The sequence below is a fragment of the Methylobacterium sp. Leaf99 genome (genome assembly GCF_001422375.1).
GTDB lineage: Bacteria > Pseudomonadota > Alphaproteobacteria > Rhizobiales > Beijerinckiaceae > Methylobacterium.
Genome location: NZ_LMMU01000004.1, coordinates 32295 through 48091, shown reverse-complemented (window position 1 = coordinate 48091; position 15797 = coordinate 32295). Strand labels below are relative to the sequence as shown.

13 protein-coding genes and 1 pseudogene are annotated in these 15797 nt (G+C 71.6%); 12 read left to right on the top strand and 2 right to left on the bottom strand.

Translation table 11 applies throughout. From position 1 onward, the window contains the following. Positions 1 to 64 precede the first annotated feature (64 nt). The gene (locus ASF28_RS10925; RefSeq protein ID WP_244474989.1) at positions 65 to 799 is read right to left on the bottom strand and encodes a DedA family protein; all 735 of its coding nucleotides are present in this window, start codon (positions 797 to 799) and stop codon (positions 65 to 67) included. 5 nt (positions 800 to 804) lie between these two features. Further along, a complete protein-coding gene (locus ASF28_RS10920) occupies positions 805 to 1434 on the bottom strand; it encodes a class I SAM-dependent methyltransferase (protein ID WP_056092053.1) in 630 nt (209 codons plus the stop codon). A gap of 244 nt (positions 1435 to 1678) precedes the next feature. On the opposite strand from ASF28_RS10920, the gene ASF28_RS10915 reads away from it, so the two are divergent. The 12 genes and pseudogenes from ASF28_RS10915 to ASF28_RS23310 form a co-directional block, all read left to right on the top strand. After that, positions 1679 to 2353: a response regulator transcription factor gene (locus ASF28_RS10915; RefSeq protein ID WP_056092008.1), complete on the top strand. Its 675-nt coding sequence runs from the start codon at positions 1679 to 1681 to the stop codon at positions 2351 to 2353. After that, entirely contained in the window at positions 2350 to 3756 is a 1407-nt protein-coding gene (locus ASF28_RS10910; protein WP_056092005.1) for a sensor histidine kinase, read from the top strand. Before ASF28_RS10915 ends, ASF28_RS10910 begins: the two co-directional genes overlap by 4 nt. A 371-nt stretch (positions 3757 to 4127) precedes the next feature. Next, the gene (locus tag ASF28_RS10905; RefSeq protein ID WP_056092051.1) at positions 4128 to 6218 is read left to right on the top strand and encodes a M48 family metalloprotease; all 2091 of its coding nucleotides are present in this window, start codon (positions 4128 to 4130) and stop codon (positions 6216 to 6218) included. A gap of 10 nt (positions 6219 to 6228) precedes the next feature. Next, a complete protein-coding gene (locus ASF28_RS10900) occupies positions 6229 to 6738 on the top strand; it encodes a hypothetical protein (RefSeq protein ID WP_056092003.1) in 510 nt (169 codons plus the stop codon). 77 nt (positions 6739 to 6815) lie between these two features. Then, positions 6816 to 6989 carry a hypothetical protein gene (locus tag ASF28_RS22470; RefSeq protein ID WP_157085550.1) on the top strand — a complete coding sequence of 58 codons (174 nt, stop codon included), beginning with the start codon at positions 6816 to 6818 and terminating at the stop codon, positions 6987 to 6989. Positions 6990 to 7596: 607 nt separating this feature from the next. Further along, on the top strand, positions 7597 to 9741 hold the full coding sequence (locus tag ASF28_RS10895) for a TonB-dependent siderophore receptor (RefSeq protein WP_082476469.1): 2145 nt from the start codon (positions 7597 to 7599) through the stop codon (positions 9739 to 9741). Then, positions 9741 to 10463 (top strand): ABC transporter ATP-binding protein, encoded by a 723-nt coding sequence (locus ASF28_RS10890; RefSeq protein WP_056091999.1) that lies wholly within the window; start codon positions 9741 to 9743, stop codon positions 10461 to 10463. The genes ASF28_RS10895 and ASF28_RS10890 overlap by 1 nt, the downstream gene beginning before the upstream one ends. Continuing rightward, positions 10460 to 11848 (top strand): DUF3526 domain-containing protein, encoded by a 1389-nt coding sequence (locus tag ASF28_RS10885; protein ID WP_056091997.1) that lies wholly within the window; start codon positions 10460 to 10462, stop codon positions 11846 to 11848. Before ASF28_RS10890 ends, ASF28_RS10885 begins: the two co-directional genes overlap by 4 nt. Positions 11849 to 11895: 47 nt before the next feature. Continuing rightward, positions 11896 to 13374, top strand: coding sequence for a DUF3526 domain-containing protein (locus ASF28_RS10880; RefSeq protein ID WP_056091994.1), 1479 nt, complete (start codon positions 11896 to 11898; stop codon positions 13372 to 13374). A gap of 44 nt (positions 13375 to 13418) precedes the next feature. Next, complete coding sequence (locus ASF28_RS10875; protein WP_244474988.1) at positions 13419 to 13670, top strand: hypothetical protein; 252 nt, start codon at positions 13419 to 13421, stop codon at positions 13668 to 13670. Beyond that, on the top strand, positions 13667 to 14818 hold the full coding sequence (locus ASF28_RS10870) for a DUF1624 domain-containing protein (protein ID WP_056091988.1): 1152 nt from the start codon (positions 13667 to 13669) through the stop codon (positions 14816 to 14818). Before ASF28_RS10875 ends, ASF28_RS10870 begins: the two co-directional genes overlap by 4 nt. Positions 14819 to 15036: 218 nt before the next feature. Continuing rightward, positions 15037 to 15797: pseudogene (locus ASF28_RS23310) on the top strand (undecaprenyl-phosphate glucose phosphotransferase); the annotation flags it as partial.

Genomic DNA, 15797 nt, shown 5'->3' with positions numbered 1-15797 from the left:
GCTTGGTTCTCCGATGGAAAGCAGGTTTCGATGCAGAACCGGTGGCCACTTTCACGCAACCTGCTCAAGCCGACCGGCCCGCCTTCGAAGGACCCCAAATGCCCCGATTTCTCCGTCTCGCCCTCGTCCTTCCGGTTCTCGCCGGTCCGCCCGCCCGGGCGCAGGGACCGGCCGACGGGCCATCGTCAGGGCTCGGCCCCGTGCGGCGTCCGCGGGTCAGGAGCCGAATCCCCACGACGGCGGCGACCTCCGTTGCGACGAGGGCGAGCGAGACCCAGAAGCCGACATCGACGGGCATGTGACCGGTTTCGCGCAGGGCATATCCGAGGGCCAGGAACGGCGCGTTCCACACCGCGATGCCGACGGCGGCGGCTCGCGCGAACGGCGCGGGACGGAGCCCGAGCACGCCGGCCGGGAGCGCCAGGTAGATCCGCGCGACGGGGACCGTCTGGCCGATCAGCGTGACCCAGAAGTGATTCCGGCGGTAAGCGGCGGCGAGGCCGGCATAGGCGCGCGGACTGAAGAACACGTATTTTCCGAACCGCGCGACCGCGGTCGCGACACGCCGCTCGCCCAGGCCGCGCCCGATCCCGCACCAGACCAGGGATGCGCACAGGGACCCCGCCGCGGTCGCGAGGAGCGCCAGCAGGAGCGCGGTGGCGTCCGGCACGGTCATGCCGAGCAGCATCAGCATGACGTAGGACGGGACGATGGGGACGAATTTCTCCGCGAACGCGATCCCGAACAGTCCCGGCAGGCCGAGACCGAGGAAGAGCGCGACGAGATCCTGCGATGCCATCGCCGTCACCCGGCCGTCGTCTGGCGCCGCACGATCCGGTAGACCGAGGCCGGCGGGAGGTTCCGGAACGTGCGGCCGATGCGGGTCGCCTCCAGGTCCAGCGCGTCGAGGAGCGTCTCCGGGACCGAGCAGCGCTTGCCGTAGGTGTAGAGGAAGAAGGCGCCATCCGGCCGCAGGAAGCGGAACGCCCCCCGGAGGATCTCCGCGATCTTCTTCTGTTCCATGTTCAACAGACCCAGGCCGCATACCACGGCGCCGACCGGGGCCTCGTTGAAGAGCAGATGCCTGTTCAGCGCGGCCGCATCCATCCACAGCACCCGCGCGTCGGGGAACCGCACCTGAAGCAGGCGCGCGAAGTCGGAACCGTACTCGACGAGCGTCAGATCCTGTTCCCGCACCCCGCGCTCGAGGAGCGCCTGCGTGATGGCCCCCGTGCCGGGGCCGAGTTCGATGACGGGGCCGGTCCGGGCCGAGATCTCCTGGGTGATCAGGGAGGCGAGGGCGCGGCCGGACGGCGCGACGGCGGCGACGCTGCGCGGATTGCGCATCCACGCGCGAAAGAACGGCATCAGGTCGGTGATGGCGGCCCCGCCGACCTCCTTCCGGCGTGCGGGGCGGGGACGCGAAACAGGCATCATTCTCGTGAGCATTACAATTACTCCAATACAGACACGAATAACTCGGAAATAATCTTGCTCGCGTCGCAAGGAGAGGGATGACATGCTTCGATGTCGGCAACCTGTCGTCCGCCGGCCGGTGAAATATTTGTGTCAAACCGCTCCCGTCGGCCTTTCCCGCAAGGTTGCCGACAGACAGGTGCGATAGTGCCGCGCCCGCAGGATCGTAGTTTCGGCTACGGACAGTTCATGAGGTTCTTCGATGCGCGTGTTGTTGGTCGAGGACGAACCCGAACTGGCCTCCGCCCTGCGCGCGGTCCTCGCGCGTCACGACATGGTGGTCGACCACGCAGTCGATCTCGTTGAGGCCGAACAGATCGCTTCGGCCTGCGCGCACGACGTCCTCGTCCTGGATCGCCAACTGCCCGACGGTGACGGACTCACCCTCATCCCGAAGCTGCGGGCCCGCGGCAATCGTGTCCCCGTGCTCGTCCTCACCGTCCGCAGCGAGATCGCGGATCGGGTTGCGGGACTGGATCACGGGGCGGACGATTACCTCGCGAAGCCCTTCGCCTTCGAGGAGTTGCTGGCGCGCCTGCGGGCCCTCCTGCGCCGCCCGGCGAACATGCAGTCCGAGGTCGTGCGCGCGGGGCGCCTGTCCTTCGATCTGGCGAACCGGGAGGCCAGCGTCGGCGGCACCGTCCTGGAACTGACGCGACGCGAAACCCTCGTCCTGGAAGCCCTGCTTCGACGCGTCGGACGCATGGTGCCACGGTCCATGCTCATGGAGGCGGTCTTCGCCCTGGGCGACGAGGTCCAGCCCAACGCCCTCGACACGCAGGTCTCGCGGTTGCGCCGCAAGCTCGTCGATGCGCAGGGCGGCGTCCTCATCAACGGCGTGCGCGGCGTCGGCTATCTGCTGCGGGAGACCCCATGAGCATCCGGCATCCGCGCTCCCTCAAATGGCGGCTCGTCACGCGGGTCGCCGCGACCCAGGGTCTGGTGTTCGCCCTGCTCAGCCTCGCCCTGGTCAGCGCGGTCGGGGCCCTCTGGATGCGGGGCGTGATCAGCGGGGGCGCGTACGAACTCGGTACCATCGAAGCCCTCTCCGCGGCGGTCGCGCGGGACGCGGAGGGCCGACTGATCCTGCGCCCGACGCCGGAGCTCGACCGGTTGCGCTCGGAGATCGAGGGGTTCTGGTTCGTCGTGCGCGACAGCGGCGGGCACCGGCTGACGGAGGGCAGCGTGCCCGCCCATCTAGAGCCGCTCCTGCCCGGTCTCGATCGGATCGGGAGCGCCAATCTGAGCCACGGCGGCGGCAACGCCGTCCCACCGGCCGCCGTGGTGCGATGGGTGGATACGGCGGCGGGCGAGGTCCAGATGCTCACGAGCGCCGAGGGCCGCGTCCTGCTGCGGCACCTCGTCGGCGTGTTCGTGCCCATGCTGCTCCTGACGCTTCTCGTCATCGGCCTGATGACGCTCGCGACGCTCCTGGTCACGCCGTTCGCCGTCCAGCGGGCGTTGGCGGGCCTGGGACGGGCGGCGGACGAGGCCGAGCACATCGACATCACCCGCAGCGGTGCGCGGCTGAGCGTGCACGCGGTGCCCATCGAGATCGTGCCCCTGGTCAGGGCCGTCAACGACGCCCTGGCCCGGCTCGACAGGGGCTACGAGGGCCACAAGCGTTTCCTGGCCGATGCCGCCCACGAGCTTCGCACACCGATCGCCATCCTGACGACGCGCATCTCCGCGCTGCCGCCGGGGCCGGAGAAGACCCGTCTTCTCGAAGATACCACCCGCTTGACCATCCTGACCGGTCAGCTCCTTGATCTGCAGCGGCTCGACCAGCAGCAGGTCTCCTTCGCCACCGTCGATCTCGTCGCCCTCGCCGAGCGTGCGGTCCTCGATCTCGCGCCCCTCGCCTTCGCGGCCGGCTACGAGATGGCGTTCGAGCCCGAGACCGAACGCGTCGCGGTTCCGGGCGACGAGACCGCCCTCGAACGCGCCCTGACGAACCTCATACAGAACGCCATCGACCACGGCGGTCGGCGCGGAACGATCGCGGTTCGGGTGGCCCGGGCCGGCTGGATCGAGGTCTGCGACGAGGGTGACGGCATCGCGCCGAATCAGCGTGATCAGATCTTCGAGCCGTTCCATCGACTGAGGCAGGGCGGCCGGGGCGCCGGCCTCGGCCTCGATCTCGTTCAGAGGATCATGCGCCTCCACGGCGGTCATGCGGAGGTCGTCGCCGGACCGTCCAGCGGGGCCTGCGTCAGGCTGGTGTTCCCCCGGGAGGACCGGGCGCCGGCCCACCTGCGCCCTCACCCCCAGCTGACCTGACGGCGCGTGCACAGGCCAGCATGTTCCGCATCGACGTCCGGTCCTTCGCGCGCCCTTTTCCCGTGGACGAACCATCCGCCAACAGATCTCGACGGCATGGGGGCGCCTGAATGAAGGCATCGACGGGTGTTCGCATGGATCATCCGGGATCGTCTTCTGCCAGCAAAATCGGAATTTCTCCCGATACACCGATCGGCTTGCGGTCCCGACCGTTCTGAGCTTTAGAGCGGACCGCACACCGGGACGATATCCGGTGCGCGCCGGCATCCCGGGAGGCAGGCATCCCCGACGCAACGATCCCGCGCGCGCCCTCGCGTCTGCGTTCCCTCGCGCGCCTCATCGCCGCCACCGTCCTGTTGCCGCTGGCCGTCATGCTGCTGGGTGTCTGGGAGCAGGATCGCGCCGCCGGCGACTGGGCCGATCTCGAGGCCGAGCGGCGGCACCTGACACGCATCGTCGCGGATCTGGAGGCGCGGGCGCCGCCGGACGGACGCATCGATTTCCGCATGCAGTTCCGCCGCCACGGCCAGACCTACGGCGGCCCCCTCGCCCTCGCCCAGGCCCGCGCGGCGCGCGACGAGGTCGCGACCCTCACTGCGGTCATGGACTGGCGTCGGGTGCTGCCGCCCGTCGTCATCGCGGCCGGTGGCTTTGCCGCGGCCCTGTCCGTCCTCGTCCTCCTGGCCGGTGCGACCCTCGGACGGATGGGCCGGGCCTCGCGGGACGTGCTCGTCGGGGGGTTCTCCCTGGTCCGACGGTTGCTGCCTCCGGTCCTCGCCCTCCAGGTCCTGCTCACGACCGCCGGGTTCGTCGCCGCCGTGATCTTCGAGGCCGGCCTGCTCGCCCGGCCCGGGCTCGGCAGCGGCGAGATCAAGATGCTGCTGATCGCCGCCGTCGCCGTCGGGGCCGTCCTCCTCGCGGCGGGCGCCACCGTGCTCGGGTTGCGCCGCGCGCTCTCCGCCTTCGAGCCCGATCCGCTCCCGATCTTCGGCCGGACGGTCTCGCCCGCCGAGGCGCCGGGCCTGTGGCGGCTGACCGAGGGGCTGGCCGAGCGCCTCGGCGCGCTCAAACCCGAGGTCGTCGTCGTCGGCCTCACCGGTGGCTTCTTTGTCAGTGCCGGCCCGGCCGTCGTCGAGCCGGGAGGGGCGCGGCTGACGGGCCGGATCCTCTACCTGCCGCTGCCCTACCTCGCCCTCCTGCGCGGCGACGAGGTCGCGGCGATCATCGGCCACGAGCTCGCCCACTATGCCGGGGGCGACACCGTCTACAGCCAGCGCTTCCTGCCGATCTATGCCGGGGTCGGGCGCTCCCTCGACGCGGTGGCGGAGGGTCACGCCGGGTCCTTCGGATTGCTGAGCCCATCCCTGCGCCTTGGCGTGTTCGTGATGGAGCGGTTCCACCTCGCCGTCCGCCACTGGAGCCGGGCGCGCGAGTTCGCGGCGGACGCGGCGGGTGCCGGACCCACCTCCGTCGACGCCGCCGCGCGGGCGCTCCTGCGCACGGGGGCGGTCGCCCCCCGCATCTCCGAAACCCTCGATGCCGCCGCCGGGGCGCGCGGCTCGGCCCCCGCCGATCTCGTGGCGGCCAGCCTCGAGCGCACCATCGCGCGCGGCCTCGACGACCCGGCCGCGCATCTCGAGGCGGAGCAGGCCCACCCCACCGACACGCATCCGCCGACCCGCGAGCGCGTGGCGGCCCTCGGCCGGGCCCTCGACGCCGAGCTCCTGGCCGCCGCCGCCGCCGTTCCGCCCCCGCACGCGCTGGGACAGCTCGCCGCCTATTTCGCCGATCCCACCGGGCTCTGCCGGGCCGCGACGGACGATTTCCTCGGCGCGGTGCGGGCGCGCGACGCGGCGTTCCGCGCGCATCTCGAGGCGACGGTGGCGGAAATCGGCACCGAGGAACGGGTGCTTCGCGAAAACACCCGCCCCGGTGCCATCGCGCTCCTGGTGGCCGGCGGCTTCTTCATCGGGGTGGCTCTCCTGTGGCTCGTCGCCGGCCTGCCGGGCCTCTCCGCCAACCAGGCATGGCTCGTGGTGGCGGTGGCGCTGGCGTGCGGAGCCGTCCTGGCGGGGTTCGGCGGCGTCCGGCTGTGGCGGGGCGAGCGCACCACCATGATCCTGAGCCCCGAGGCCCTGGCGGTGCCCGGCCTCGACCGATCGATCCCCTGGGACAGCGTCGCCGACCTCGACATGGCAACGCGGCAGAACGGCGTCGTCACCCGCCTGCTGCTGCCGCCGGAGGCACCGTTTCCGAAAGCGGTGCCGGGCGGTCGTAAGGTGAAGCTCGACGCACCGCACCGCATCGTCACCATCACCGCTGGCCTGCCGCGCAAGATGTCGGTGCAGGACTTCGCCGACCTGATCGGCCGCTACCGCCACGCGGCGGAGGCGCGCCGGGTCCTGGCCGAGACCGATGCGCCTCCGCCCCGTCCTCAGAGCCATGACGCCCAAGCCACGTGAGGCCCGCCCCATGACCGCATCCGCGAACCGCACCGAGCCCTTGCGCCTGCCGCCGCCCCGCCAGGGCTGGGGCAACACCTTCTGGACGCTGTTCGGCCTCGTGGCGCTCGGCGCCCTCCTCGTTGCCTGCGCCGTCTACACGGCCCCGCCCCTGTTGTCGGACTGGCAGATCCGCGACACGGCACGCCCCGTCGCCGACGCGCGGGTGACCGACGGCAAGTGCAGCGCCAAGATCGTCCTCCACATCTGTGACATGACGCTCAATCTGCGGACCCCCACGGGCACCGTGGCGCGCCGGGTGAACACCGTGTTCACGGGCGTACATGTGGGCAACTACAACATCCGGGTGATGGCCGATCCGGCCCGGCCCGACCGCGTCACCACGGACCTCGCCCTGGACCGGCTCTGGAACCGCACGATCACCCTCCTGGTGATCGCCGGGTCGCTGGCAGCCACCATCATCGCGGCGGTCGCCGCGATGATCCGGAACCGGCGGGCCGCCTCCGGGGCGATGGGCTGATCCTCCATCTTCGCTCGATCGAACCGTCACTCCGGGCCCGCAATCGGGACCGCCACATCCCACCGAGGAACCACCGCATGATCTCACGCCGACACGCCCTCGACGCCGCCGTCCTGGCGGCGCTGACCGCCTCGGGCACCCGGGCCGAGCCGACGGTCGGCCTTGATGTGAACCGGCGGCCCTTCGCCAACGTCGCCGACTTCAAGGACCGGGTCGAAGCCGCGGTGAAGGTCCTGGAGAAGACCCTCTGATATGGGGGTGGCCAAGCGGGCAGGGCGGTTCCGCCCCCGTGGCGCGCGCCTCTCCGGCACGGGTCTCGCCATCCCGCTCGCCGCGTGCGGAGGGGCGGCGGCGTAGCCGTTGGCCCGCACGGGCACCTACGAAAGCCTGACCCTGGTGGTGGCGAACGGCGCCGTGGCGGGACTCTTCGCCGAGCAGCGGGGAGGGGACGGGGCGGGCCGCAGTTCAGCGGCATCCTCCCGTTCGGCTGGGTGCGGGCACGCCATCTGGGCGGGAAGGCTGCGGTCGTGGGCTGGCTGCCGGCGCCGGACCTCGCTGTGGTCCTGCCCTGACCGGCCCGAACCCCGCCCCGGCCCGCCCCGGAGGTCTGGGACGCTCCCGGCGGCACGGCACGAGCCCCTTTCCCGACGCGCCACCGCCTGACCTGAAGGCTCCCCATGGACGATCACCTGCGCACGCGGTTCGACGGGCCCTGGTCGTGGACAAAACGACTTGCACGGCCAAGCCTCGAAACGTAATAATGTTTCACTCACCATCCAGCCCGGTGGCCCGGCACCGGCTTTGCACGGTTGTCGGGCGACGGATTGGAACGGCCGCCATCCCGCCCGAGATGACCCGATGCTCCTGAAATGTGGCCTGCGCCTGGGCGTCGCCCTCGCCGCCCTGCCCCTCACGCCCTCCGTCCGGGCCGAGGAGGCGGCGGTCACCCTGGACACCCTCACGGTGGAGGGTGCCGGTATCGGGCTCAACGTTCCGGAGGGCGCCATCGGCTTGATCGGCCCGACGCCGGGCTTCAGCGCGGCCCGGGCGGTGAGCAGCACGAAGACCGACACCCCCCAGCGCGACGTGCCGCAAATCGTCACCGTGGCCTCGCGCGAGGTCGTCACCGATCTGGCCGCCACGCGGGTCGACCGGGTGTTCAACTACACCCCCGGCGTCGCCCAGCAGAACAATTTCGGCGGCCTGACGGTGTTCAGCTACGCCGTGCGCGGGGTGACCACCTCCGAGATCTTCAAGAACGGTTTTGCCATCAACCGGGGCTTCCCGCCGCCGCCCGACACCCAGAACGTCGAGCGCATCGAGGTGCTGAAGGGCGCGGGCGGCGCCCTGTTCGGGCGCAGCGATCCGGGCGGCGTGGTCAACATCATCACCAAGCAGCCGACCGCCGAACGCTTCGTCGAGATGGGCGGCCTGTGGGGCAGCTTCGAGCAGTTCCGCGGCACCGTGGATGCCGGCGGCGCCCTCAACGAGGACAAGACGGTCCAGTACCGCTTCAACTTCGCGGGCGGGCGCCAGAACAGTTTTCGCGATTACGTGGACGGCGACCGCCTGTTCGTGGCGCCGTCCCTCAGCTGGCAGATCACGCCCGACACCAAGGTCACCGTCGAAACCGAGTTCGTCCGCAACCGCATCGTGTTCGATCGCGGCGTGATCGCCATCAACAAACAGCTCGGTTTCCTGCCGATCTCGCGCTTCCTCGGCGAGCCCGGCCAGAGCACTGAGCAGACCTCGGACACCCTCCAGGTGCGCCTGGAGCACCGCTTCGACGCCGACTGGCAGATGCGGCTCGGCGCGCATTTCAACACCGGTACCCTGGAGGGCGAATCCGCCGAGGTCCGAGGCATCGCGGCCGACAACCGGACCGTCTCCCGCGACAGGAATTTCCGCGATTACCGCTGGGACACCGCCATCGGCCAGGCCGAGGTGGTCGGGCGCTTCGCCACCGGCCCCCTGGCGCACACCCTGCTCCTCGGCTTCGAGCGCGAGAGCACCGACAGCCGCACGGTCTACCTGCGCTCGAACGTCCGCCAGAACCCGTTCGCCATCGACATCTACAACCCGCGCTACGGCCAGCCCCTGCCGCCGTACACCATCCCGCGCAACAACCTCGAGCGGGTGACGAACACCGCCCTCTACGCCCAGGACCAGATCGCGCTCAGCCCCGAATGGAAGGCGCTGCTCGGCGTGCGATTCGACTTCTTCGAGCAGTCGTTCCGCGAGCGCATCCCGCGCAGCGACGTCGAGCAGTCGCGGGCCGCCGCGACGCCCCGCGCCGGCCTCGTCTACCAGCCGCTGCCCGAACTCGCCCTCTACACCAATGTCGGCACCAGCTTCCGGCCGAACATCGGCCCCGATGCGGCGGCGGCCTCGCGGGGTGTGCCGTTCGCGCCCGAGACCGGCATCGGCTACGAGGTCGGGGCCAAGCTCGACCTCTACGGCGGAGCCCTCGGCCTCACCGGCGCGGCGTTCCGCATCGAGCGCGAGAACGTATTGACCCCGGACCCCAACAACAGCGGATTCTCCCTCGCGGCGGGCGGAGTGCGCAGCCAGGGCTTCGAACTCACGGCCACGGGCCAGATCTCGCCGGAGCTGCGCCTCATCGGCGGCTACGTCTACGCCGACGCCGTGGTGACGAAGGACAACGTCCTGCCCGTGGGCGCCCCCCTCATCAACATCCCCAAGCACAGCGGCAGCCTGCTCGCCGTCTACGAAGTCCAGTCCGGTCCCTGGGCCGGCCTCGGGATCGGCGGCGGCGTGCGCGGAGTCGGCGAACGCGCCGGCGACGCGGGCGGCACCGGTTTCGTCCTGCCGGCCTACGTCGTCGCCGACGCGCTCGCCTATTACCGCTACGAGAACATCCGCTTCGGCTTCAACGTCGAGAACATTTTCGACAGTGAGATCTACGAGAGCTCGCTCAACGTGTTCCGGGTCTATCCCGGCGCGCCGCGGCGCTTCACCGGCACCGTCTCGGTGCGGTTCTGATGAGGCACGCACCCGATCCGGTCCTGGCGATCGGCGACGTGGTCAAGCGCTTCGGCGGCCGCACGGCCCTCGACGGCCTGACCCTGACGCTTCGCGCCGGCGAGGTCTTCGCCCTGCTCGGTCCCAACGGGGCCGGCAAGACCACGACCATCAACCTCATCCTCGGCTTCCTCCGGGCGGATACCGGCACGGTCCGGGTCTGCGGGATCGATGCCGGCGCCGACCCCATCGTGGCGCGGGAGGCCATCGCCTACATTCCCGAGCAGGTGGCGCTCTATCCGGGGCTCTCGGGCCGGGAGAACCTGCGCTACTTCACGACGCTGGCGGGGCTCGCGCTCGCCCGGGACGAAGCGGACCGCCTGCTCGAGCAGGCCGGCCTCGCGGTCGAGGCGCACACGCGCAAGGCGGCCAGCTATTCCAAGGGTATGCGCCAGAAGGTCGGCATCGCCATCGCCCTGGCGCGCCGCGCCCGCCTGCTGCTCCTCGACGAGCCGACCTCGGGCCTCGACCCGAGCGCGTCGGCGGACTTCTCGTCCGTGGTCCGCGCGGCGGCCGCCCGCGGCACCACGGTGCTGATGGCGACCCACGACCTCTACCGGGTCAAGGAAGTGGCCGACCGGGTCGGCGTGCTGCAGGCCGGCCGCATCGTCGAGGAGATCGACCCCGCGCGCCTCGACCACGCGGCCCTGGAACGCCTGTACATCGAGCGGCTGGCGTCGTGAGGCTGGTCCGGGCCGAACTCGGCCAGCTCCTGCGCGACGCTCGTCTGCGCTGGATCGGTGCCGTCCTCGTGATCCTCCTGAGCGTCGCCCTCGTCGGGGCCTGGCGACAGGCCGCCCGCGACGCCGACGCTGTCCAGCGGATCACCCAGGCCGAGCGCGGCCGCTGGCTCGGCCAGGATGCCAAGAACCCCCATGCGGCCGACCATTACGGCCTGTGGGTGTTCAAGCCGTCCGCGCCCCTCGCAATCCTCGATCCCGGCGTCGAGCCCTATACCGGGCGCATGGTCCGCATCGAGGCCCACCTGTTCAACGATGCCGTCTTCCGGGCGGTGCAGGATGCCAACCCGCTGACGCGGGCCGGCCTCGGCAGCGTCGCCGACATCGTCCAGCTCATCGTGCCCCTGGCCGTCATTCTGCTCGGCTTCTCCGCCTTCGCCGCCGACCGCGAGCGCGGCACCCTGCGGCTGGCACTCGGCAACGGCGCCGCACCGGGCCGGCTGTTCACGGCGCGCCTCGCGGCGCTCCTCTCTGCGCTGGCCCTCGTCATCGGGGCGCCGCTCCTGGTCCTCGGCGGCCTCGCGGCGGCGAACCTCGACGCGCCCGGCTGGGAGGTGTGGCCGCGCCTCGTCCCGTGGGTGGCCGCACAGCTCGCCTATGCGGCCGCGTTCCTGATCCTCGCCATGACCCTGTCGCTCACGGCCCGTACGGCGCGGGCGGCGCTCGCCGCGTCCCTGCTGGCCTGGGTGCTGCTGTGCGTGGCGGCCCCCCGTCTCGCCACCGTCGGGGTCGAAGCCGCCGCGCCGGCGCTGTCCTACCGCGACACCCGTGCCCGGATCGACGGTGCGGTCCGGGGCCACCGCACGGCCGAGGCCAGCGACGAACGCGCCAAGGCCATCCTCGCCCGCTACGGCGTCACGGCGCCCGACGCCCTGCCCGTCGATCTGCGCGGCCTGATGAGCAGCGAGAACGAGCAGCACTATTTCGCGGTGTTCGACGCCGCGTTCGGCGCCTTCTTCGACAGCCTGCTGCGCCAGGAGCGGGCCTATGCCTGGGCCGGGCTCCTGTCCCCGCGCATCGCCCTCCAGGCGCTCTCCGCCACCCTCGCGGGGACGGATTTCCCCCAGCACGTCCGCTTCGTCTGGGCCGCCGAACATTACCGGCGGGGAATCTCGGAGCGGATGAACCGGGCGATCATCGACAATCCGCAGGGCGGGGAGCGCCGCTACACCGCCGGCCACGACCTCTGGGAGACGGTGCCGCCCTTCGACTATGTCCCGATGCCCCTGGCCGGCGCGACGTTCGCCGTGCCCTTCGCCATCCTGGCGGCGTGGCTCGCCGTCCTCGGCGGGGCCGCCGCCCTGGCGATCCGGCGGCTGAAGCCATGAAAATCATGAAGCCATGAGAGCGGTGAAGTTATGAGAGCGGTGAAGTTATGAGCCGCGCCCTCCGCCTCCTCGCCGTCGAGACCGGCATGGTCCTGCGCGAAAAGCTGACCTGGGCGGTGCTCGCAACCCTGTTCGCCGCCCTGCTGCTCGGCGCCCACATGGGCGCCGCGCGGGTGGACGCCGAGCGCGCCGCCCTCGCGGGGGCGGCCGCGGAGGAAGCGCGCGCCGTCGCCACCGCCCGCGAGACCTTCGCCCGCTACGCGCAGCCGACGCCGGCCAAGATCAACGCCTGGCAGGACCCCACCAACGCCTTCGGCTACATGACGCAGTTCCTCACCGTCCACGCCGTCAAGCCACCGAGCCCCCTCGCGGCCCTCGCGACCGGGCAGTCCGACGTGCAGCCGGCGCTCGTGCGGGTGAGTTTCGGGTCGAGTACCGTCTTCGACGATGTCGCCTACGAACTCGGGTCGGCGGTGCGGCTCAAGCTCGGCGCCTTCGACTTCGCCTTCGTGCTCGCCGTCCTCGTGCCGCTCGCCGTCATCGCCCTCGCCGGGACCCGCCTCTCGGCCGAGGGGGATTCCGGTACGCTCCGCCTGATCGCCGCCCAGCCCATCGGGCCGCGCGCCGTGGCGGGGGCGAAATTCGGAGCCGTGGCAGGCATTCTCGTGGCCGCGATCCTGGCGCAAGCCGGGTTCGCCCTCTGGGCGACGGGGGCGATCCGGTCCGTCGCCGGCACCACCACCACCCTGGCGCTGCTGGCGGGCACGCTCGCCGCCTACATCCTCCTGTGGGTCGCCGCCTGTGCCCTCGTCGCGACCCTGTGGCGGGGCGCCGTGGCCGCCCTGTCGATCCTCGTCCTGGCCTGGACCCTGTTCACGGTGGTGGTCCCGGCGGCGGCCTCCCTCGCGGCCGATCTTCTCACGGACAAGCCCTCGCGCATCGCCGCCATCGATGCGAGCCGGCAGGTGCAGGACGATTTCGCCAACGGCAGCGCGGGGCCGCGGCTGACGGCCCAGTGGTTGAACCGAATCCCTGGTGCGGCGGAGCGAGCCGACCTCGTCGAGGCGCCTGAGATCAAGCGCCTCGCCCGCGACGCCCATTACGACGCAGAGCTCGACGCCCATCGCGAAAGCTTTCGCACGTATGACCGGCAGATCGCCGCGCTGAGCCGGTGGCTCGCCCTGGCCTCGCCCGTCACCACGTTCGACTTCGCCCTCCAGGGCGCCGCCGGGACCGATGCCGGGCGACACGCCGCCTTCCTCGCCTCGGCCGCCGCCTACCGGCGGACCCTGCGGGCGTTCTTCGAGCCGCGCATCGTCGCGCAGGCCCTGAACCCGGTGCCGGTCTGCGGCGGTTGCCAGGCCCGGCTCGACTTCGACGCCTACGACGCCGTGCCCCGATTCCAGCCCACCCTGGATCTCGACACCGGGCACGATGCGTCCCTGCGCGCCCTGGCGTGGCTCACCGCCGTGGGTGTCGGCCTCGCGCTGCCTGCCTGGGTCCGGCTGAGGATCTGGCCGGCATGAGACGGACCGCGCCGCGCTCCCTGCTCCCAACCGCGATGGACCCCATGCCCGATGGATCCGGTGCCGGACCGCGCCCCCTCCGCACCGGCGATGCCGGGCGTCGGGCCGCCAAGGCCCGCGCGCGCGGCCTCGCGCCGATCCTGATGGAAATCCGGGCCGAGGGGTTCAGGACGCCGAGCAGCATCGCCCGCGCCATGACGCGGCGCGGCGTGCGCAAGCCCCGGGGCGGCACGGTCTGGGCAGCGGGCTGCGTGCAGAAGCTGCTCCACACCCTGGACGAGGGGGCGGAGCGATGACGGACGCCGAGGCGAGCCTGCGGACCGGCCCGCGCATCGGGTCCATCGATGCCCTGCGCGGGCTCGTGATGCTGCTCATGCTCGTGGATCACGTGCGGGACTTCTTCTACCTGCATCATCAGGTCCGCGACCCGATGGATCTTGCCGCGACGGACCCCGGCCTGTTCTGGAGCCGGGCGGCCTCGCATCTCTGCGCGCCGGTCTTCGTCCTGCTGGCCGGCCTGTCCGCCAGCCTCTACGCCGCGAAGCACGGCGACCGGGCCAGGGCCTCGGTCTTCCTGCTCCAGCGCGGCCTGATCCTGGTGCTGATCGAGGTCACCCTGGTGAACGTCGCCTGGACGCGCAGCCTCCTGCCGCCGATCCTCTACCTCCAAGTGATCTGGGCCATCGGCGTCAGCATGATCGCCCTGGCGGGCCTGCTGTGGCTGCCCCGCGCGGCGCTAACCGGCGTCGCCCTGGCGATCGTGCTCGGGCACAACCTGCTGACGCCGTTGGTGTTCGTGCCGGGCGAGCCCGGCTACACCCTCTGGGCGATCCTGCACCAGCGCGGGTTCATCGACCTGCCCTGGGGAGTGGCCCGCACCTCCTATCCTATCCTGCCCTGGATCGGAGTCATCGTGGCCGGCTATGCCCTGGGGCCCTGGTTCGCCGATCCGACTCCGCTTCGCCGTCGCCGGCTCCTCGGCCTCGGGACGGCGGCCCTGGCGGGGTTCACGATCCTGCGCGGCCTCAACGGCTACGGCGAGCCGGTGCCGTGGCAGATAGGCGCCACCTGGGACGCGACGCTCATGGGGTTCCTGAACCTGACGAAGTACCCGCCCTCGGCCTGCTTCCTCCTCGCGACCCTCGGCCTCGGATTCGTCGGGCTGGCAGCGTTGGAAGCGGTCCCACCGCGCCGGCTCGGCTGGCTCCGCACCTTCGGCGGCGTACCGCTGTTCTTCTACGTGGCGCACCTCTACGCCCTGCGCCTGCTCCATGACGGGCTGCTCCACGCCGGGTACGGTGGCCCCTCCGGGCGGATCGAGGCACCGGACGCAGGCTCCCTCTGGCTCATCGCCGGCGGTCTGGGCCTGGCGCTCTACCCCGCCTGCCGCTGGGCCGTCCGGCTCAAGCGCCGGAGCACCGCGGCCTGGGTCAGCTACTTCTGAGACCGTATCCCCAGGCGCGGCCCGATCGCACGCGATACCGGCGGATCGCGTTAAACGTTCCGTCAGGCGGCCATGCCAAGGGTTTTCGGACGTGCGAACCCTCACGGAATGCCCCTCGTGCCGTGCTGCCCCGGACTGGGGCCGGCCATGACCGGGCGTTTCATGAGGCACCCCGAATGCCATGACGCGGGCGGAGCCCCGAGAACTGGGAGGCTTCGATGGCCGCCTTCGACGTCCGCGCCCTGCTGGAAGCGGCGGGCCAGACGGACCGGCAGGCCGCCGGTCCCGCGACGCTGCCCGCCGGGGCGCCGCGGAGGCCGGGGCGGAGATCCGTCGGAAGGGGAGAGCCGATCTCTCCCGTCGTGCTCGCCGATTGCATTCGGATCGGCGAGTTCCTCCTTATCGTTGTCCTCGGTGTCGCAGTTCAGCGCCTGTCCCCGTCCTGCCTCGCTCCACTCTCGTTCCGCTCTGTCGCTGCCGCCGCTGGCGTCGCCATCCTGGCCGTCGTCCTGTTCCAGACCGCCGGCGCCTACCGCATCGACGCGGTGCGCCGGTTCGTCCGCACGGGCCTGCGGCTCGCGGCGGCCTGGACGGCGGCCGTCCTCGCGGTCGCCGCCGGCCTGCTCCTGGCGGAGGCCGCCGATCCCTGCGCCCGGGCCTGGCTCGCGAACCTCTACGGCGGCGGCCTCGTCCTACTCCTGGCCGGGCGCTTAGCCGTCGCCCGCCTCGTCGGGACGCGAATGCGGCACGGCCGCTTCGACCGGCGCACGGCCATCGTCGGCGGCGGGCCCGTGGCGGAGGACCTCATCCGCGCCCTCGACGGCCAGGCCGAGTCCGGCATCCGCATCGTCGGCGTGTTCGACGACCGCGGCGACCGCCGCTCCGACACCGTGGTGGCGGGCTACCCCAAGCTCGGCACCGTCGACGACCTCGTCGCCTATGCCCGCACCACCCGCCTCGACCTCATCATCTTCACCAT